Raw genomic sequence first — 18,818 nt, 5'->3', positions numbered from 1 at the left:
TCAGTGCCATGGTCGAATGTTCAACACACCCTAATAACCGTCTTGTTAAGTTTAAAAAATCAGGTTTAAAAACTGGCTTTTAGGCTGACCGACATTTCACGCTCAGGCCCCATCCAGCAATTGTTAATATCATAACAAGCACCAACGTAACGTTTATCAAACAGATTATTGATACTCGCGCCGACAGCGAGCATTGGGTTGATCTGATAATTACCGCCAATATCGACCAACGTCACACTTGGTAGCTCATCTGAATTTTGCTTGTCTAACTGCATCCCACCTTCATAGCGAACACCTGCATTGAGAGTGAGTTTGTCTGTCGCATAGTAGTCGGCCCATAGCGTGGCTTTGTGCTTGGCTATTTGGGCAGGAGTATTGCCGATCACTTCAGGATTAATTTCTTCTTCTGTGATCTCAGCGTCGGTGTAGCTATAGCTTGCCGAGAGATCTACCCAATCATTGAGCATACGACTGGCTGAAACTTCAAAGCCTTTTGACTCAATTTCACCAGTTTGTGTTTGATTTGTATAGTTGACGTAATCTGACACCACGACATTTTTTTGCGTGATATCGAATACGGCAAGCGTTCCTTGAGTAGCACGGTCTGGTGATAGATATTTGACGCCAGCTTCTAATTGATCGGCCGTGGTTGGTTCAAATGCTTCATTGGTAATGAAGTTGCTACCAACAACTGGTTGAAACGACTGTGAGTAGCTCAAAAACGGTGATAGACCATTATCAAAGTTATAAATAGCAGCAAGACGTCCACTGGTTTCTGACGCGTCATTGTTGATCATTTTTTCACTAGGGATTACACCTTTCGATGTATCGGTTCGATCAAGGGTACTTTTGAATTTATCATGTCGTAAGCCTGCCACCACTGTCCAGTCTTGCCACGTCATTTCATCTTGCACATAGAGTCCAAGCTGGCTTTGTTCGATATCATCGTATCGACTAAAGGTATCTAATGGTAGAATATCGGTGCTGATTTGTGAAAAATCTGGATTCGATAAGTCAAGGTTTGGTGTACCATCTGCGCCAGCGTCATAATAAGTTGCCGTGCTGTCTGTCTCTTGATACTCAACACCAAACAATAGATTATGTGAGGTATTGGCGGTATCAAACTTATAGGCCAGTTGGTTGTCTGTGGTCCAGTTTTTCATGCTTTCATCTGTTGTGTAAGCTATACGGTCTAAAATCGTATCACTACCCTCTACAAATCCTTCATCATTATACATATTGCGTTGCTGCGCTTCGGCATCGGTATAGCGCGTGATGTGTTTAAAGGTCAACTGATCATTGATGTCCCAATTGACGGTGACGCTTGGCATGAATACTTCTTTGCTAAATTTATTCCATTCGTCGCCTGCATAAGCATCACTACCCAATTTGCCGTAGCTTGCCTTGTAGACAGTGCCGACAGCAGGTAATGGGGTAGAGGGCACCATTTCGGGATCATCTTGATAAAACAGATTGGCAAGTATTGAGACATCATCCGTCGCTTGCCATTCAAGCGATGGATTAATCAACAATCGCTCTTCTTCTGTGGTTTGCATTTGACCGTCTTTTTGGCGTTTTAGCGCGACTAAGCGATAGTTCAAGGTGTCCGTGATAGGCCCCGTACTATCGACGGCCACTTCTTTTAGATTTTGATTACCCAGTCGCAGCTGGATTTCGTTCTCTTGCGTGCTTTTAGGGGCTTTGGCGATTTGATTGACCATACCGCCAGGTGCTGCATAACCATACAATGAAGATGCCGAACCTTTCACTACCTCGACCGCTTCAGTCGCATAGACATCGACTTGGGGCATCAGGTTATATGCACCATCATAAGGCAATCTTAGACCGTCATAAAAGTTTGAATAGGTTTTAAACCCGCGGATGTTGTACTCGTCAAAGATAGAGACCGTGCCACGACTCTCAGTGCTCACACCAGGCTCATAGCGTAGAGCAGCATTGACACTATCCGCTTGGCGTTTTTGTAAAAGGTCTTGGTCAATTCTGGTATAACTCATTGGTGCATCATTGGGGTCTAAGGCAGTTTTGGTGCCCGTACTGCGATAGCCATCTGAATAAACGGTAATTGTATCCAAGGTAGCTGATGGTGTAGCAGCCTCATCGTTTTCAGTATTGTTTGTCGTCTCTACAGCGTAAGCGGCGTGACTCATACTCATGATCAGGCCAATTTGTACTGCTGTGGTGAGATATTTTTTGCGAATAACGTTAGTGGTTAGATGAGACCGCATCAGATTTCCTCTTGGACTAAAATGATTAAATGTTATTTGTGACAGTTAAAGCAAATTTACAACGACGCTAATAATAACACTAATGATAATTATTATCATTAAAAAATTACAAAGAGTCAGTTTTGAGAAGTATTTGCACTATTAATAAGAAGCTAAAAACAGAGTATTTCGAATAAAGTCACGCAGACTTGCTGTTTTGTGCGATGTATTTTAAAAGATGGTTTTTGTCAGGTTTTTCTCGTATTATGCAGCAGCATTCTGAATACAATTATTTACAGTAGAATTTTACATCGCTGTATCGACGTTACTGTACGGCTTTATTCTAGCTCGCTTCGAGACTCTTTAAAATTGGTCTTGTAAGCAGATATACCATTATTATCGATAGGTTTACGTTGTTCATTGAGCAACCAAAGATTGTTTAAGGTCACATTTATGGACACACCCTCCAACCAATCTACCAATAACCAACGCTATTTTACGGTATGGCGTTGGCATTTTTATGCAGGGATGTTTGTCGCGCCTTTTTTAATTATCCTAGCGTGTAGCGCACTTGGTATGCTGTTTATGTCCAATACCGCAGGCCGTGATAATGACCGTTTAACCGTCGCTATTCCAGAATCGACAGTTCGGGCTCCCGTCGCGACGCAAGCAAAAAATGCGCTAAGCACGCTACCTGACAGTACACTGATTAAATATATTGCACCGCGTGATACGGATACGGTTGCCTTGTTTCAGATCAAGTCAGCAGATCACGATAATATGGTGGCAGTGAACCCTTACACAGCCGACATCGTTGCTAGTCGTCCTGCCAATAGCAATCTGTACTATACCTTTGACAGTATTCATAGTGATTTGCTATTGGGTAAATTTGGTGATTATCTGTTAGAGACGGCTGCTTCATTAACGATTTTGCTGATATTGTCGGGCTGGTATCTATGGTGGCAAAAACGCAAATCCATCAAAGCCATGCTTATTCCTAATGACACTGCGCCTAATAAGAAAAAACGCTCATTTATCCGTATTATTCATGCCACGCTCGGTAGCTGGATATCTATGTTACTGCTGTTTTTTTGTATATCAGGAATGGCGTGGGCAGGTGTATGGGGCGAGAGAGTCGTGCAAGCATGGAGTCAGTTTCCTGCAGGGAAATGGGGCGTGGCACCAGTGCCTGTCTCTATCGACCACAGTCAGCATCAGGCTGGTATGGATATGGACAACGCCGATGCTGCGCCCCATGTTCATGGATCGACGCCCGCTGTCGTGCCTACGCATGGCAGTGTCTTGAACTCGGGTACAGCCAAAGAAGTACCTTGGGTGCTTGAGCTGACACCGATGCCCGTATCTGGCACGACCATGGGGAAGGATGGTATTGCGCCTAATATACCCATTATGATTGATACCGTAGATCGATTTGCTCGTGAAATTGGGTTTAACGGGCGTTATCAATTAAATCTGCCCCAAGGCAGTACTGGCGTCTGGACGATTAGCCAAGACTCCATGAGCTACGATATGAAGAGCCCAACGGCTGATCGCACGGTACATATCGACCGCTATTCGGGCAATATCTTGGCGGATATACGCTATGATGATTACAATGCTTTTGGTAAGTTTATGGCGGCAGGTCTCGCACTGCATATGGGCACGCTCGGCTGGTGGAGCTTACTGGCCAATGTGCTGTTTTGTCTATCGGTGATTGCCATGTGTGTGAGTGGCTATGTCATGTGGTGGCAGCGTCGCCCGCGTCATGCTAGTGAGTATCGCGGCCTCAACCCGCCAGCGCGTGGGCAGCGTTTTACCGTTTGGTGGCCGCTCGCTATTCCTTTATTGGCAGTGGCTATCATATTCCCAACTGCCATTATTGCGATTGTGATTATTGCGTTATTGGACTTTTTAGTGATTTCTCGTGTTGGGTTTTTGCAGAGATTATTAAAGTAAATAAATGGTGCAAAAAGTTATTCTTATTTAGGGCATGTCTTCAATTCAATCGATGATCATCTAAATGGGCTAAAAATGGCTAAATTTTGCCAAACCGCGTCAAATAGCTGGTTAATATCTCGATATTATCGACACTATTTTCCTTGTTTGACGGCAATTTATCTCATTTTTATTACCATTTTTAAAATGAAGACACACCCCAATAGAAGCGGGGCATCTTGTACCAAGATTTCCCGCTTCTGTTATTATCCGTGATTGACTTTTTACTAAGTGAACACTTACGCCAACATGGCAATGGCATCTTTACTCGCCCGCTGTCGCTCTTCAGCATTGAGCTCAATGAGGCGGCCTTGTTTCATGAGTAACAGTCGATCTGCATGCTCAAAGTAACCATCATCGTGACTGATAATAAACAGCGTTTTACCGAGTGCTTTTAACTCAGGGATTAGGGTTTGATAGAACACGCGGCGAAACGCAGGATCTTGGTCCGCAGCCCACTCGTCGAGTAACAAGATGTCTTTTTGTTCAGCGACAGCAATAAGCATGGCCAAGCGTTTGCGTTGTCCTTGCGATAGCTTATCGGTAGACAGCTGGTTGTCAGCCACACTTATTTTATCTTGCAAGTTCAATTTATGCAGCCACGCATTGACCAGTGCTTCGTCTGGCTGCTGTCCTTGTCTGCCAATCAATTGCTTAAAAATATGCTGATCGCTAAAAATGGCAGAATACAGCTGTCTATAATCGGCATTATTCTGTGAATCAACGGGCTGTTTGTCGATGGTTACCACACCTGTGGTAGGGGTGAAAATGCCTGTAATAATCTTGGCAAGTGTCGATTTGCCGCTACCATTCGCCCCGATCAGAAACACCACATCGCCTCGTCGTAGCGTTAGATTAACGTCTTTTAAAATATTACCAGAGTGATCGCTGTCTTTAGCTATTAATGCCTGAGCATCAGTATCATTGCTATTATTGGCATTATCACTGGCATTCGAAACATTGTTATTGGAAACATTGTAGCGATAGTTAACATCAGTTAGCGAGATGGTTTGCCAGTGTTGGCTGGTGTTGTCCGTTCTAAATAAAGGTTGGTGCTCAGCCAGTTCTAGCGACTGTATTTTGTCTAGGGCGACTTGAGCCGTCTGTAGTGTTGGATATGCACCGACGGCGTGAAGCAGCGGCGACTGCATAAATAGAATCGTTAAAGAAAAAGTAGTGGCGATGCCCATCGAGATGCCGAGATAATTTGATATGGCAAATATCACCCCAATCGATGCAAACATCATAATATTTGACCAATTCACCGCTGATAAATGAAAAGTATCAGACTTGGTGACAGTCTTTTCATAGGATTTAGCATGGGCCAAAAAATCATCTGTATACAATTTTTCTGCTCGGTGTTGGTTAAGTGCCAGCTCTTTACGACCTTCTATAATCGATTGATAATCCTGATATAAGACGTCATTAATCTCTCTCAACTTTGTCAAATGTGTATAGACATGCTTGACCAATAGGGTGCTTATCCAAATCGTCATCGCAATCCAAAACATGACAATCAGCAGTAATGGTAGCGACAGCCAGCCCAGATATAACCCCACACCAACAGAGAGGATAACGCCTTGCACCAACTCCGGCATCCGAACAAAGGCGACGGTAATAGACTGAATATCTGAGGATAGACTGGCAAGTAACCGCGCACTACCCAAATGATCTATCTGAGGAACGGTGGTATCGATGATTTGTTTGACCAGCTTGGTTCTGAGCTCATAGACAAACTTGTGCCCCAAACGGGTGAGTGCGTATTGCGATACGAAGGTAGTCACCAGCAACAGCAGCACGAGCAGAGCAAACTGCCCTAAGCTCGACCATGATAAGGTTGTCAGCTCAGACTGGCTGATAAAGGTTTGGTTGATATAAGCAATGATACCCACACTGACGGCAGCATTGATTAAGTTGAGTAAAATGACTTTTAGAAAGGGCAGACGATACTGTGCCCAAATCATATGATGTAGAGAAACGCTGGCACGAGAGGACATAGTGACTCAGTAATAGTATGGATGTTTGATGGCATAAAAGGGAATAGGTCACACCTAATCCCTTTTACTGAAGTTAGTTAGATAAGTACGTTTTATAGTCAATTCTCTATAAAAGAATTACAGCGTTAACCTCGCTTCAAGTATCACATATACATCTGCACTGGGCTGCCTTGTACTACTTTTAAATTGAATCAACTATAGCTGATATATGTTAAAAATTGAATGTGGCTGACACTTTTAAGGCCGTTGGCTCACCTGCATTTAGATAGCCTGAATCTGCATAACCGCCTACTGACTGCCAATAATCTTCACCCGTGACATTGGTTACCACGCCTTTTAGAGTAACGTCTTGTCCTGCTAGCGTAGTGCGATAGCGTGCACCAAGGTCTAAGGTCGTATAACCATCAACCTTTAAGGTATTGGCATTATCCGAATAACGAGAGCCTGTGTGGATAATATCGCCCGTTAATGTCAGTCCTTCAACTGCGGCTAAATCATACTCTAGGTTGACATTGCTCTGTAAGGTAGGCGCACCAATCACTCGATTGCCATCTAATGCACTATCACCAGTGTCTTTTTGCTCAGCACTTAAGTAAGTAACACCAGCATTGAGGCGCATGTTTTCACTTGGGCTACCAAAGACAGTCAACTCCACACCTTGATGGCGGTTTTCTCCAGCCGCAGTAAACGTATTTGAGTTGTTGGTATAAGCACGTGGTTCATCAGTTCGGAAGACAGCGAGACTACTGCCAATAAGCCCGTTGTCATACTTCACGCCAATTTCAGTTTGTTCGCTTACATAGGGAGCTAAGTCTTGTCCTGCATTGGTAACAGGATTGCCATTATTCTCTAGAGGTGCTCTTTTTCCCGCTGCTAGACTTTCGATATAATTACCATACACAGACCAGTCCATTGTTGGCTGATAGACAATACCGATACTTGGGGTCCACTCACTCTTATCGTAATGAGCCGTTTCTGCCTGCGTGTTGGCATCATAGCTGGTGGTTTTTAAGTTCTGATGACGCACGCCTAAAGTGGTTTTTAGCTTATCGTCGAACAGTGATATGGTGTCTGCTAGCGCAAAGCTTTGGAACTGCTTTTTATTGGTTAATTTGGGGTCGTCTAAATTTCCACCGAAGACTGCTGTGCTTGTAAAAGGGACTTCAGTGTAGTCGGTTGGGTTGTACAAATTGGTTGCGAGTTGGTTACCAAAATCAAAAGCGTAAGCGCCTTTTTCTTCTTGATCGTATATATCAGCTGCTAACACCCAATCATGACCAATTTTACCCGTTTGCCATTTACCACGCAGACCGAGCTCGGCGCTTTGTACTTTATCTTCTCGAGTATTGTCAAAGCGATAAACTGTACCCGCACCATCAACGTTGTTGACAGTTAACGTGGCTAGTGAGTTTTCTTCCTCGCCACTTCGCACACCGTATGCACCATAAGCGGTAATATTGTCATTAAAGTCATATTCTCCTCGGATCGTACCAAAGACATCCTTTTCATCTGAGTAGGTCCAAGGCTGCGCCCAATTTTTTGAGCCGTCTGGCGCATTTGGTACACTAGACACCCCACCAAGATTGACACTAGGACGAGTCTCTGACAGCTTATTGTCTTGCCAGCCTAAATCTGCTGATAGGCGATACTGATCCCCTCTATAGTCCAAACCAAGGGCAGCCAGACCCAAGGTCGACGACTCATCATCGATAGCACTGTCACCATCTTGATAAGCAGCATTAAAACGAACACCAATAGCATCATCGCTACCAAAGCGATCACTGACATCTACCGCGACCTTACCTTGGTCACCTTGACCATAACCAAGCGTCACTTCACGTAGTGGCTCATTACTAGCACGTTTCGGTAGCAAATTGATTGTACCACCTGCGTTACCGCCACTGGGTGCTGCACCATTTAGCATGGCAGAAGCGCCGCGTTGGACTTCCACCCGTTCAAACAATTCAGTTGCAATGTACTGTCTTGGTAAGATGCCGTATAGACCATTGTACATGGTGTCATCTGATGTGGTGATGAAACCGCGCATAAAGTAGGCTTCTTGGAAGTTACCAAAACCCCTTGCCACGCGGACGGTTGGGTCTTTTTTGAGTAGATCGCCTACACTTTGGGCTTGCTGATTGGTGATATATTCATTGGTGTATGAGGTGGTAGAGAACGGCGTATCCATGATGTCTTGGTTACCCAAGATTCCGACGCGGCTACCGGTCGCAACTTGGCCACCTTCATAAGCATCTGGCAATCCATCCGCTGAAGCATCAGCGCTACTAGTGACGACGATAGTATCAAGTACCACATTAGGAGTGGTTTGAGCATCTACATCATCTGCCTGTGCCCATGCCGATTGACTCGTTGTTAATACGATGACAGAAGTAGATAGACAGGTTGAGCATAGTGTCTTTAAAGAGAGGGATTTAGTCGATACCAATCTAGAAGGTATAGATGCTAATCGTAGAGAAGAACCAGATACATTCGAAAGATTAAATAACGCAGCAGATAAGCGAGACAATTGCATGAATATTTCCAGCATGTAATTTAAATCGTTATTATATTGATAATAATTTTCATTATCAATATTATTACGGAGCTAATGCTAAATATATTTTCAGGTTAAAATTTTAAATGTATTATTTATATTGCCAATAGTGGTCTTGCCTGCTCAATTTCTTGTTTTGAAATGTACTTTTAATTATCTATGAATGTCAGGTAGATTATTCACTACTTTAAAGTTCGAATTCTTAGTTTCCTAAGCTCCTCTTAAGGTTTGTTTGTTGTAATAGCGGTAGAGCAAACGATGTGATGGCGAGTCTACTAGCGGTATCTCGCCTAGATTCGATGTTTAGCAATCATGTCGTCAAAAACAAACGAACCATTAAAGGAGTGACGGTCATGACCCAACATAGCACAAGCAATCCGGCACACGAGCCTGATATGTCTTTATCAAATACTCCTAAAACTCGACAAGTACGAGTTTGGGACACTTTGGTTAGAGTGACTCACTGGGCCGTCGCGGCTGGTATCACTGCCAATTTGCTGTTTACCGAAGAAGGTAGTGAGCTGCATCAATATGTCGGTTATATCGTGGTGGGGCTAGTGGTTATCCGTCTACTTTGGGGCTTTGTGGGGACGCGTTATGCACGTTTCAGTGACTTTTTCCCCACGCCGTCTCGTATTAAGCACCACCTATCTGATTTGAGTATTCGCCACACAGACGAGCAGCATTTGGGTCATAATCCATTGGCTGCCCTGATGATGTTTGCGTTATGGGCGGTGATTATTGGCTTGGGTATTAGTGGCTATCTGATGGAAGCCAACATTTTTGCCAGTAAAGATGTCCTTGAAGAAGTTCATGAGATACTGGCCAATAGTTTATACTTGTTGGTGCCGCTGCATATTATCTCTGCGATTGCCATGAGCTATTGGGAAAGGCAAAACCTGATCAAGTCGATGATAACGGGTAATAAAACGGTGACGCCGCGTCGCCCACAATAAAAAAGACAATAGAGTACATAACGTAATAGGACAATCATGGCACGCATACTATTAATAGAAGATGATAGCAATATCGCTGAAAGTCTCGTTGTTGGACTCAAAAGCCATGGTATGATGGTCGATTGGTTTAGTGATGCCAAGCAAGGTGAGATGGCACTGCAAGAGGGTATGTTTGACGCGGTGCTACTTGATTTGACCTTGCCAAGAGGGGATGGCATGACGGTGCTACAAAATTGGCGCTACAAACAGCTAGATACGCCGGTATTGATCATTACGGCTCGTGACGCGATTGCCAACCGCGTGGCTGGACTCAATGCGGGCGCCGATGATTATCTGGTCAAGCCATTTGCACTAGATGAAGTGGTTGCCCGCCTGCAGGCGTTGATACGGCGCAGTCAAGGACGTAGCCAGCCTGAGATTCGTTATGGTGACGTCGCTTATTGGCCGCACAATCACCGAGTCTCTTATCAAGGCCAAGTCGTTGAGCTCACCATCAAAGAAGTGGCGATACTCGAGCAAATGCTGACCCATCCCAAACAGATTCACAGCCGCGCAAGCTTAGAGGACAAGCTCTATGGCTGGCAACAGGATATTGAGAGCAATGCCATTGAAGTACATATCCATCATTTACGCAAAAAGCTGGGCAATGACTTTATTTTAACCAAACGCGGTATCGGCTACCATCTCAATCCAGCCCATAATCATTAATATGTTTATATTCAATTTGGCTTTCAATATACAAACCATATATGAGCAACCTATGAGCTTATGAAAAGTATCCAGCAGCGACTGTTCATCTCCTTACTCATTGGTCTGCCTTTGCTGTGGCTTGTCACGTCAAGTTTTATTGCTTGGCGGTTGTGGCACGAAATCAATGAGATGAATGACACACAAATCACCCAAGTGGTTCGTTATTTGATGGGCATCTCTGCTGATAACGATGAGCAAAGTGACCGCGACAATAATAACGAGACAGAGCACAATGGAAAACCCGTCGCCAAAATATATAATTTAAAAAGTAAGGCGCTGTCAGGCGATTTGGGTGATGCAGAAGACGATTACATGGGCTTTGCTATTTGGGATAAAGAGGGGCATTTATTAGCGGCTGACGAGAACGGACAGTCGTTTTCTTTTTTGCCAGATCAGCGCGGTTTTGTAGAAGAGGACAACGCTATTTATCAGCGTCTAAACCCTTTTAGTAAACGCTGGCGGTTGTTTTATGCGCATGATGACTATCGTAGCGATGATATGGGTGAGGAGCGTGTGATTGCTATTGGTCAAAACCTTGCCTCTCGCCGAGAAATGATTGTTGAAGCGATGTCTGTGCAAGTACTGCCGATGTTAATTGGGCTGCTTTCCTTAATGATCTTGACTATCGGATTGATACGACACGGACTGATGCCATTAAGTCAGATTAGTTCTGAGGTAGAACAGCGCAAGCCACAAGACGATCGTCCGATTACAGCAGACGTCCCACAAGAGATTCAGCCTTTAGTGACCGCGTTAAACGTGTTGTTTGTGAAAGTGGCAGACACTCTAGCACGGGAGCAGCGCTTTACCGCTGATGCCTCTCATGAGCTGCGTAGCCCACTGGCTGCGCTCAAACTACAAGCCGATCTTTTGCAGCAGCAGCTATTACAGCTGTCTGGTATAGAAAACGACAGTCAACTGTTTTATCACACGCAAAAAATCAGCGATGGTATTGAGCGCGCCACCCATTTGGTCGATCAGTTATTGGTGTTAGCCAAAATAGAGCCACAACAGCAGTTGCCTTTTGAGCAATTAGAACGTCCAGACTGGCTGCTGCTCACCGATACTGTGCTGAGTGATGTCAACCGCTTGGCTCGAGAAAAATACATCCAATTAAGACGTACCGTACACTGTGACAATCCTGCCGATATTTTACCCATTCTTATTAATCCAGTGTTATTTAAATTGCTAATCCGCAACCTATTAGACAATGCCATTCGCTATTGCCCAGAGGGCTGCCAGATCGAACTGCAGTTGGATACTGATAGTATCAAAGTGGTGGATAATGGCTTGGGCGCAGACCCAGAGCAGCTAGCGCGGCTAAGCGAGCGCTTCTATCGTCCAGCCGGTCAAACCCAAATAGGTAGTGGGCTGGGGCTATCAATTGCCAATCGAATTGCCGATCTGCACAATCTTACCTTAGCATTTGCCAACCGCCCTCAACCAGAAACAGGCTTTATCGTAACGGTCAGCAGTAAGAACGCACTCTCAAAACCGTTATAAGATATAAAGCATACTGTCTTAATCTGTATCAGCTACACTAGGGCATACCCATTCGCGTCTCTACCTTTTGAGGATTTTATGCATCATTCTATTCATGACGAAGCACATTTGAGCAATCGCAATCATTGGTTGAGGGCAGCAGTGCTGGGGGCGAACGATGGGTTGATTTCGACCGCCAGTCTATTGGTTGGGGTGGCTGCTGCCAGTACAAGCAGTCAGACATTGCTGCTGACAGGTATGGCGGCGCTGACCGCAGGTGCATTATCAATGGCGGCTGGCGAGTATATCTCGGTCTCATCACAGGCGGATACCGAAAAGGCGGATCTCGATAAAGAGCGACATGAGCTGAGGCACAATGCTGAGCGCGAGCTGCTTGAGCTTACCAAGATTTATGAGGCGCGTGGACTTGAGCATGATTTGGCGCATCAAGTGGCCGTGAGCTTGACTGAGCACAATGCGTTAGAAGCCCATGCCCGTGATGAGATTGGCCTGACGGATATTAGTGAAGCAAAGCCCATTCATGCCTCAGTGGCTTCGGGACTATCATTTATAGCGGGGGCAATACTACCCATTATTGGGATATTACTGTTACCAGCGGAAACACTGGTTTGGTCATTGTCATCTTTGACGATAGTGGGCTTGATGTTACTTGGTATTATCTCTGCTCGTCTAGGCGGTGCACCTGTGATTCCGGCGACTACCAGAGTCGTGGTTTGGGGCGTGCTTGCCATGGTGGCAACCTCGTTAATTGGTCGCTTATTTGGCGTGGCGATTTAACAGCAGATTTATGCCATGACACCCTAACCGATTATTATGATTTTTTAGCATATTGTTTGATGGTGGGCAGGTCTTTGACAATGGCGTTGCCAACGATGTTGGGAAACAATCGATTGAGCCATGCAAAAAAACGCTCAGGAAACCCCAAATGCTGATGCGCCTGATCGGTTGATATAAAGTGAATCAGTGCTTTTGCGACAGTCTCAGGTAAGTCCATTTTTACTTTCAATGCCTCATTCATAGCGACGACTGCGTCTTTATTCATGGTGGTTTTGGTGGCTCTGGGCGCAAAATAGCGAAACGTCACTGAGGTGTCGGCATACTCGCGGCCTAACGCTTCACTTGCACCGCGTAAGGCAAACTTGCTCGCGCCATAAGCACTAAAACCTGGGTAGCCAATACTGCCAAAGGTTGAGCCAACGCTGATAATTTGGCTCGGGCTAGGCTGCGCTATCAAGATAGGTAGCAGTCTTTTTATAAGCTGTAGTGGATACGCCACATTGACGAGCATCATCTGTTCAATCGTGTCATCATTTTGATCCGTGAGCAAAGCAAAATCATTGATACCTGCGTTGAGTATGACCGTATCAATGACGTTTCTATGGCCTTGTGTCATTTCACCCAGTCCCTCTACCAGTAGCGATTGCGATGTCTGCGAGCTTAAATCACACGTATGAGACACAAGCGGGACATCAGGATAGTCTTTGGTCAACTCATCTACCAAATGAGTCAAGGTCTGGTTGTTACGCCCGACCAAAATGACAGGCTGATTATTGGCACATAATTGCCGTGCGATCTCCTGCCCGATACCACCCGTGGCACCGATTAGCATGGTGTAATTGAGCGTAGCTTGTACTAGGTCTGATTGGCCATTAGCTGGTGTCATGATATCGAATCCTTGTTGAACATTGATTGTTAGAGCACGGACTATTGAAGCGCGGATTGTGGTGAGATGTGCTGTTGCTAATCGTTTGAGTGATTAATGCCATGCCTAATGCCAAGCCCCATCGCAATATACAGCTTACGCTCTGTTAAAGGCACATCAATTTGTCGACGACCATGCATGATGCGTTTGTTGTCGAGTATCACCACATCGCCATTTTGCCACGCAATGTCTTGAGTGTATTTTTCACAAAGCTGAGTCAGCTCATCTAGGAGCGCATCATCAACGTGTTGACCGTTTGCTAGGGTGAACTCAGGTTTTTCATAGTTAAATGAGGGCCCAAGTAAAGTATTTGCAAAGGCCAGTTGTCCGCTTACGTTGTCTTCTCGAATTGCAGGTATCTGTAATACGTACCGAACGCCGCCGTCTGTCTGAGGTTCTACGTGATGCGTTAACGTCTTGCTCGTCGTCGCCGTGATAAATGTCTCTAAATCATCCAAGCTTATTTGATCGGCGTCTGCTCTGCCGGTCGCAGTCGCCACGTAATTTTGCCAAATGGCTTGAGGCAAATAGCGACTGATACGCATCGGCTGACTAAAGGTAGCTTTTAGCTCAGGTGATAGCGCTTGATACACCGCATGCCCATCACATATCGTTGTTTGTGAGCCTTTTTTGGCGCTCAATTCACTAAAAAAAGCAATGACGTCAGGCGGCATCGGCGTATTGCCATTTTCGATATGTAGTCCAATAGCATGCGTGCCTGCATCCACTTTTTGCGCTTCAGAAGTGATGTTTTGGCGGGCGGGATCGTAGGTCAAGGTTTGACAAAGTTGACTCATCAATTGGCTAAACGTCTCTACATCGTAGTGATAGCCTCGAAGTAACGTCCAACCATGGGTTTGCAACTCCATTAAAATATCAGCGATTTTAGGCAGGGATACGCTAGCAGACGCGTGGGAGGTTGGTGCCTCAAAAGTGTCAAGTTCGATAACGTCGCTTTTTATCAAGTTGCTTTGTATCAGGTCGTTTTCTATCAAATTATTTGGCATAAGAGTGGTTTGCATAATATGGTCCTATTGTTGTACTGCTGGTAAAATCGTCCGTTATAAGCCGAGTACCGATTGATAAGCGGTAAAAATGTGCGCGCGTCGTAGCTTACCGTTATCAGTCAATAATTCATTGTCCGTACTAAAAGGGTGCTCGGCGAGATGCCACTGTTGGATACGCGCATAGTCAGGCAAGGTTTGGTTAACGACATCTATCGCTTGCGCAATCGCAGATTGTGGATTATTGCTCGTTGCGACCATGTTGGGGTTGGCGACTATCACCGCAGACAAATGCGGCTCACCGTCTCCGAGTACCGCGACCTGATAAATAATGGGCTGCGTTGAGAGCTGCGCTTCTACCCATTCAGGCGAGATATTACGGCCAAAACTACTGATGAGCACGTTTTTGCGTCGACCCGTGATGTATAAATAGCCGTCGTCATCTAAATGACCGATATCCCCTGTGGCAATGATGCCATCGTCATCCTTGCTATCGTCATGGTTTAGGTAGCCTTGCATCGCATTGCCTTTTACCATCACCTCGCCACTGTCTGCGATGCTGACTGATGCGTGAGGCATCGGTTTACCGACACTGCCTGTACGATTGGCTTTTGGAGTATTGAGACTGACCACCGAGCCGCATTCAGACAGGCCATAGCCTTCATAAACAGGCAAGCTTAAGGCACTGGCGTCTTGTAGTAATTGAGGGGAGACTTTGCCGCCGCCGACTGCCATAAACTTTAATGATGGCACAGCAGCATTGGCGCTAGATTCGGTTGTTTCATTGGCGGCCATGTGCTCGCAAATCGCTTTTAGCATTTGCGGTAATAAAATAACGCTGGCGATATGGTATGTTTGTACCGTTGTCATCAAGCGCTTGGCATCAAAAGCTTGATTGGATAACAAACCAAATTGATCAATGTGCCCTGTCATCAAAGTACGGCCCATGTATAGGCTCACGTAGACGCCTGCCACATTTTCTAATAAAGTGGCAAAAGGCAACACGCTCAAATGACTAAAATTGCTTGTGGTATCGGTCACTTCTAGCACGTTATTAGTGTTATCTGTCAAGGTGTCAGCGAGCGCGCCCGATAACGACTCGACAATACGCATCAATGTCTCTTGACCCAAACACACGCCTTTTGGCATACCCGTACTGCCTGAAGTGTAAGTCACTTTGCAAAAGTCGCTAGTGGTAGAGAAATTTTGAGCGGTGAAGGTATGGTCAGTGATGGTGCCAGCAAGTTGATAAAAACGGCCTGTGATATGAGTCGCCTGCTCAGACTTGATGGTTTTTGTCTCTGGTGTATCAGCAATTATCCAATTATCCGTCTTGTCTATGGTTGGCAGTTGTAAACCAGCGCCAACGTATACCATCTCTATCTGCGCATCTTGTAGTAAGTGCGCAATTTGCGCGGCACTAAAAAATAAGGGGATGGGCACAACGACCGCGCCGACGGTACTCAATGCCAAATCGAGTATGATCCAATCTATATCGTTATGCGCATATAAGGCGACACGCTTGCCTTGCCATGTTTCTAATGTTTGATGAAGCGCGGATAGCGTGCGTTGTAGCTGGCCATAGGTCAGACTGGTCGTGTTATAGTCAGCTATCGTTTGTATCGCCACCTGCTTGGGAGTTTGGCGGGCATGCTGACATATCGCCGTATAAATGGGGGGCATAGTATTCTCACTGTCTTGTGGTGGTGCAGTGTTATTGGTTGGCTAATGCATGCGTATTAAACGGCTATCTTATTTAGCGTCAAACGCGTGGTAGCATTCATCTCTAACGTTTCGGTATAGCGATAATGTGGGGCGCATACCCGCTTAGCATCGGCCACATTGATAGCAACTACTAAAGGATTGTGCTGATAGTAATGGCCCCATGATGATACTTGCTCAGGGTCTTCTAGCGCTTCTGCAGTGGCCTTGGCAATGACATGACTGCGAATGCCCATATGTGCCAGTATATGCCTTACCGCATCGGTGCCAGTACACACGACCCAGTCTGCTTTGGTTTGGTATTTATGAGTCGTAGGATTCAGGGTAGGGGTAGATAAATAAAACACCAAAAATGCTATCATCAGCCGCGCGCTACCAGCACAGCCTGATGCCAAATTGCCAATCTCAAAAATACGCTGACGACTGACAGGCTCGCCTGCCACTTTGCTGATTTCGTTTTGTATCGGAGCATTTAAATACTGCTCTAAAAATATCTTATCTTCACAGATGGGCTTTAGACCGATAGCAACGCTCGTACCTCTAAACGCAGGCAATGCATTACTATTATCAGCAGATAACCAATCACCATAAGACGGCATATCGGCAAAACCTGAAAACAAGATGGGCATAAAGTAGCTTAACCGTGCATGATGGATGTACTCATATATGCGTTTGATAAATGCTTGGGCATCTTGGTTTTGGGCATATGAAGTAGGCGATGTCGCTATTGGCATTTGCGTACTGGCACGAATATAGAGGGAGGAGGGTATGCCTTGCACTTCCAATATTGACATTGGCTTAACCGCTTCAATATAAAAGGTCGTATTTAGAACATTCTGTAAGGTATGAGTGCTATCAATAGATAATGACATCAGCTGTCTCCAAATGTTTAAAAGCTTTTAGCACGATTAACATCATGAAAGCATCATAAAGGAGCAACCTTAACTGAACCTTAAGATAGTATCGTCTTTAACAGGCGATATAGTTAGTTAGCAGTCGATATAGTTAGAAACGAGTATTTAGCCCAGTATTTAACCTCTAACATTCATGTGCAGTAATCACGGACATGATTCGCCCTAAAGCCGTAAACCGACTCAACTGCTGACTTATCATCCTCAAAAACTGCATGTATCAGTCCTTATACTATAGAAAATAGTCCAGTATAAATTCAAAAAAATGATATTTACAATAGGTGTCAATGGTTTTTAGCCAACAATAAGTTGCCATTATAATAACTTTGACTGTGATTATATTTTGAGTTTTTTGGTGTTTATTTATCAGTCAAACAAGAATTTAGGTGCTGCAAACGCCGTCAACATCGAGAGTGAAATCGGTGTGATCTCATCGCGCCTAATAATATTTACCTACTCCCTAATAAAAACCATATCAGTGTGTTTGAGCCTACTGGTTCTTATTGATATGCTATTTAGTTTTTATTCAATTGTGGAAGACAACTATGACTTTACCGCGACATCGATTGTATTCTTTTCGCCGCTGTCCCTATGCCATGCGTGCCCGTCTCGGTCTTTTATTTGCCGAGCAGTCTGTAGCGCTGCGGGAGGTTACGCTGAAGAATAAACCCGAGCAAATGTTAGCGATTAGCCCAAAAGGGACAGTACCCGTTTTACAGTTGGCGGATGGGACCGTCATTGAAGAAAGTGACGAGATTATGATGTGGGCACTTGCGCAGAATGACCCACACGGCTTACTTGATAAAAATACATTACCGCAAGCAAATGCCTTGATTGTACAAAATGACAATGAGTTTAAATATTGGCTAGATCGATACAAATATGCAGATCGGTATCCTGAGATGACGCAGAGCGAGTATCGACAGCGGGGCGAGGTGTTTTTGCAGGTATTGGAGACGCTATTGACAAAAAATGTCTATCTATTAGGAGACAGTGTGACCACAGCGGATATTGGTATCATGCCGTTTGTTCGTCAATTTGCGCATGTTGATCGTGAGGTGTTTTATGGTTTGCCATACCCTAAATTGCAGCAGTGGTTACAAGATTGGCTTGCGCATCCGTTATTTTTGCAAGTTATGACTAAGTTTGAACCATGGCAAGAAGGTGATGAGGTGGTGATTTTTCCTTGTTAATATCTGGTATTTGAAGTTATTTATATGATCACATGAGTGGTGAGTGGTGAGTGGTAGGTAAAGTATAGATTTGAAAGAACGTAGGAGAATACACATTGTATACTTGTAGTGGTCAAATATTTTTAGACAGTACTTAAGAGGTTTTTGTTGAAATAAAGTCTCTCTTTCTCGCTCGGTGTTAAATACTCATTAAAGCTGTGTGGTCTTACACTTTGATAATAGCCCCAAATATAATCATTTACTGCCTGCCGAGCCTCATCAATATTGTCATAGCCGTTTTTTGGCATCCACTCTGTCTTAAAGCTT

General features: G+C 44.8%; 13 protein-coding genes and 1 pseudogene. 6 read left to right on the top strand and 8 right to left on the bottom strand.

Annotated features, from left to right (window positions below):
• Positions 1 to 65: 65 nt before the first annotated feature.
• A complete protein-coding gene (locus tag AS194_RS10335) occupies positions 66 to 2,246 on the bottom strand; it encodes a TonB-dependent siderophore receptor (protein WP_058025434.1) in 2,181 nt (726 codons plus the stop codon).
• 432 nt (positions 2,247 to 2,678) lie between these two features.
• On the opposite strand from AS194_RS10335, the gene AS194_RS10330 reads away from it, so the two are divergent.
• Positions 2,679 to 4,181, top strand: a complete 1,503-nt coding sequence (locus AS194_RS10330) for a PepSY-associated TM helix domain-containing protein (RefSeq protein ID WP_058025433.1) — start codon at positions 2,679 to 2,681, stop codon at positions 4,179 to 4,181.
• A 278-nt stretch (positions 4,182 to 4,459) separates the two neighbouring features.
• Here AS194_RS10330 and AS194_RS10325 read toward each other — a convergent pair whose 3' ends face one another.
• The gene (locus AS194_RS10325) at positions 4,460 to 6,217 is read right to left on the bottom strand and encodes a multidrug ABC transporter permease/ATP-binding protein (RefSeq protein ID WP_058025432.1); all 1,758 of its coding nucleotides are present in this window, start codon (positions 6,215 to 6,217) and stop codon (positions 4,460 to 4,462) included.
• Positions 6,218 to 6,428: 211 nt separating this feature from the next.
• Positions 6,429 to 8,750, bottom strand: coding sequence for a TonB-dependent receptor (locus AS194_RS10320; protein WP_083499665.1), 2,322 nt, complete (start codon positions 8,748 to 8,750; stop codon positions 6,429 to 6,431).
• A gap of 374 nt (positions 8,751 to 9,124) precedes the next feature.
• Here AS194_RS10320 and AS194_RS10315 point away from each other — a divergent pair, with 374 nt between their 5' ends.
• The 4 genes from AS194_RS10315 to AS194_RS10300 all read left to right on the top strand — a co-directional run bounded on the left by AS194_RS10315 (position 9,125) and on the right by AS194_RS10300 (position 12,757).
• On the top strand, positions 9,125 to 9,727 hold the full coding sequence (locus tag AS194_RS10315; RefSeq protein ID WP_058025436.1) for a cytochrome b/b6 domain-containing protein: 603 nt from the start codon (positions 9,125 to 9,127) through the stop codon (positions 9,725 to 9,727).
• A 36-nt stretch (positions 9,728 to 9,763) separates the two neighbouring features.
• On the top strand, positions 9,764 to 10,435 hold the full coding sequence (locus AS194_RS10310) for a response regulator (RefSeq protein ID WP_058025431.1): 672 nt from the start codon (positions 9,764 to 9,766) through the stop codon (positions 10,433 to 10,435).
• Positions 10,436 to 10,495: 60 nt separating this feature from the next.
• The gene (locus AS194_RS10305; protein WP_058025430.1) at positions 10,496 to 11,980 is read left to right on the top strand and encodes an ATP-binding protein; all 1,485 of its coding nucleotides are present in this window, start codon (positions 10,496 to 10,498) and stop codon (positions 11,978 to 11,980) included.
• Positions 11,981 to 12,058: 78 nt separating this feature from the next.
• Complete coding sequence (locus tag AS194_RS10300) at positions 12,059 to 12,757, top strand: VIT family protein (RefSeq protein WP_058025429.1); 699 nt, start codon at positions 12,059 to 12,061, stop codon at positions 12,755 to 12,757.
• Positions 12,758 to 12,791: 34 nt separating this feature from the next.
• Here the strand turns inward: AS194_RS10300 and AS194_RS10295 are convergent, their stop codons facing one another.
• The 4 genes from AS194_RS10295 to AS194_RS10280 form a co-directional block, all read right to left on the bottom strand.
• Positions 12,792 to 13,643, bottom strand: coding sequence for an SDR family oxidoreductase (locus tag AS194_RS10295; RefSeq protein ID WP_058025428.1), 852 nt, complete (start codon positions 13,641 to 13,643; stop codon positions 12,792 to 12,794).
• Positions 13,644 to 13,720: 77 nt separating this feature from the next.
• The gene (locus AS194_RS10290; RefSeq protein WP_227511635.1) at positions 13,721 to 14,704 is read right to left on the bottom strand and encodes a TauD/TfdA family dioxygenase; all 984 of its coding nucleotides are present in this window, start codon (positions 14,702 to 14,704) and stop codon (positions 13,721 to 13,723) included.
• Positions 14,705 to 14,743: 39 nt separating this feature from the next.
• The gene (locus tag AS194_RS10285; protein ID WP_058025427.1) at positions 14,744 to 16,369 is read right to left on the bottom strand and encodes an AMP-binding protein; all 1,626 of its coding nucleotides are present in this window, start codon (positions 16,367 to 16,369) and stop codon (positions 14,744 to 14,746) included.
• A gap of 56 nt (positions 16,370 to 16,425) precedes the next feature.
• Positions 16,426 to 17,280 (bottom strand): thermostable hemolysin, encoded by an 855-nt coding sequence (locus tag AS194_RS10280; RefSeq protein ID WP_058025426.1) that lies wholly within the window; start codon positions 17,278 to 17,280, stop codon positions 16,426 to 16,428.
• A 584-nt stretch (positions 17,281 to 17,864) separates the two neighbouring features.
• Between AS194_RS10280 and AS194_RS10275 the strand changes: the two genes are divergently transcribed.
• Entirely contained in the window at positions 17,865 to 18,512 is a 648-nt protein-coding gene (locus AS194_RS10275; protein ID WP_083499664.1) for a glutathione S-transferase, read from the top strand.
• A 122-nt stretch (positions 18,513 to 18,634) separates the two neighbouring features.
• Here AS194_RS10275 and AS194_RS13935 read toward each other — a convergent pair.
• Positions 18,635 to 18,818 (bottom strand): annotated as a pseudogene (locus tag AS194_RS13935) (IS3 family transposase); the annotation flags it as partial.

Origin of the sequence: Psychrobacter piscatorii (assembly GCF_001444505.1) — a bacterium.
In the GTDB taxonomy this organism is placed as follows: domain Bacteria; phylum Pseudomonadota; class Gammaproteobacteria; order Pseudomonadales; family Moraxellaceae; genus Psychrobacter; species Psychrobacter piscatorii_B.
The sequence above is the reverse complement of the archived record's forward strand: the minus strand, read 5'-3'. Positions and strand labels throughout refer to the sequence as shown.

Excerpts from the sequence above, each read along its gene's own strand:
- AS194_RS10335 (WP_058025434.1), bottom strand. The coding sequence starts at position 2,246 with ATGCGGTCTCATCTAACCACTAACGTTATTCGCAAAAAATATCTCACC.
- AS194_RS10330 (WP_058025433.1), top strand. The coding sequence starts at position 2,679 with ATGGACACACCCTCCAACCAATCTACCAATAACCAACGCTATTTTACG.
- AS194_RS10325 (WP_058025432.1), bottom strand. The coding sequence starts at position 6,217 with ATGTCCTCTCGTGCCAGCGTTTCTCTACATCATATGATTTGGGCACAG.
- AS194_RS10320 (WP_083499665.1), bottom strand. The coding sequence starts at position 8,750 with ATGCAATTGTCTCGCTTATCTGCTGCGTTATTTAATCTTTCGAATGTA.
- AS194_RS10315 (WP_058025436.1), top strand. The coding sequence starts at position 9,125 with ATGACCCAACATAGCACAAGCAATCCGGCACACGAGCCTGATATGTCT.
- AS194_RS10310 (WP_058025431.1), top strand. The coding sequence starts at position 9,764 with ATGGCACGCATACTATTAATAGAAGATGATAGCAATATCGCTGAAAGT.
- AS194_RS10305 (WP_058025430.1), top strand. The coding sequence starts at position 10,496 with ATGAAAAGTATCCAGCAGCGACTGTTCATCTCCTTACTCATTGGTCTG.
- AS194_RS10300 (WP_058025429.1), top strand. The coding sequence starts at position 12,059 with ATGCATCATTCTATTCATGACGAAGCACATTTGAGCAATCGCAATCAT.
- AS194_RS10295 (WP_058025428.1), bottom strand. The coding sequence starts at position 13,643 with ATGACACCAGCTAATGGCCAATCAGACCTAGTACAAGCTACGCTCAAT.
- AS194_RS10290 (WP_227511635.1), bottom strand. The coding sequence starts at position 14,704 with ATGCAAACCACTCTTATGCCAAATAATTTGATAGAAAACGACCTGATA.
- AS194_RS10285 (WP_058025427.1), bottom strand. The coding sequence starts at position 16,369 with ATGCCCCCCATTTATACGGCGATATGTCAGCATGCCCGCCAAACTCCC.
- AS194_RS10280 (WP_058025426.1), bottom strand. The coding sequence starts at position 17,280 with ATGTCATTATCTATTGATAGCACTCATACCTTACAGAATGTTCTAAAT.
- AS194_RS10275 (WP_083499664.1), top strand. The coding sequence starts at position 17,865 with ATGACTTTACCGCGACATCGATTGTATTCTTTTCGCCGCTGTCCCTAT.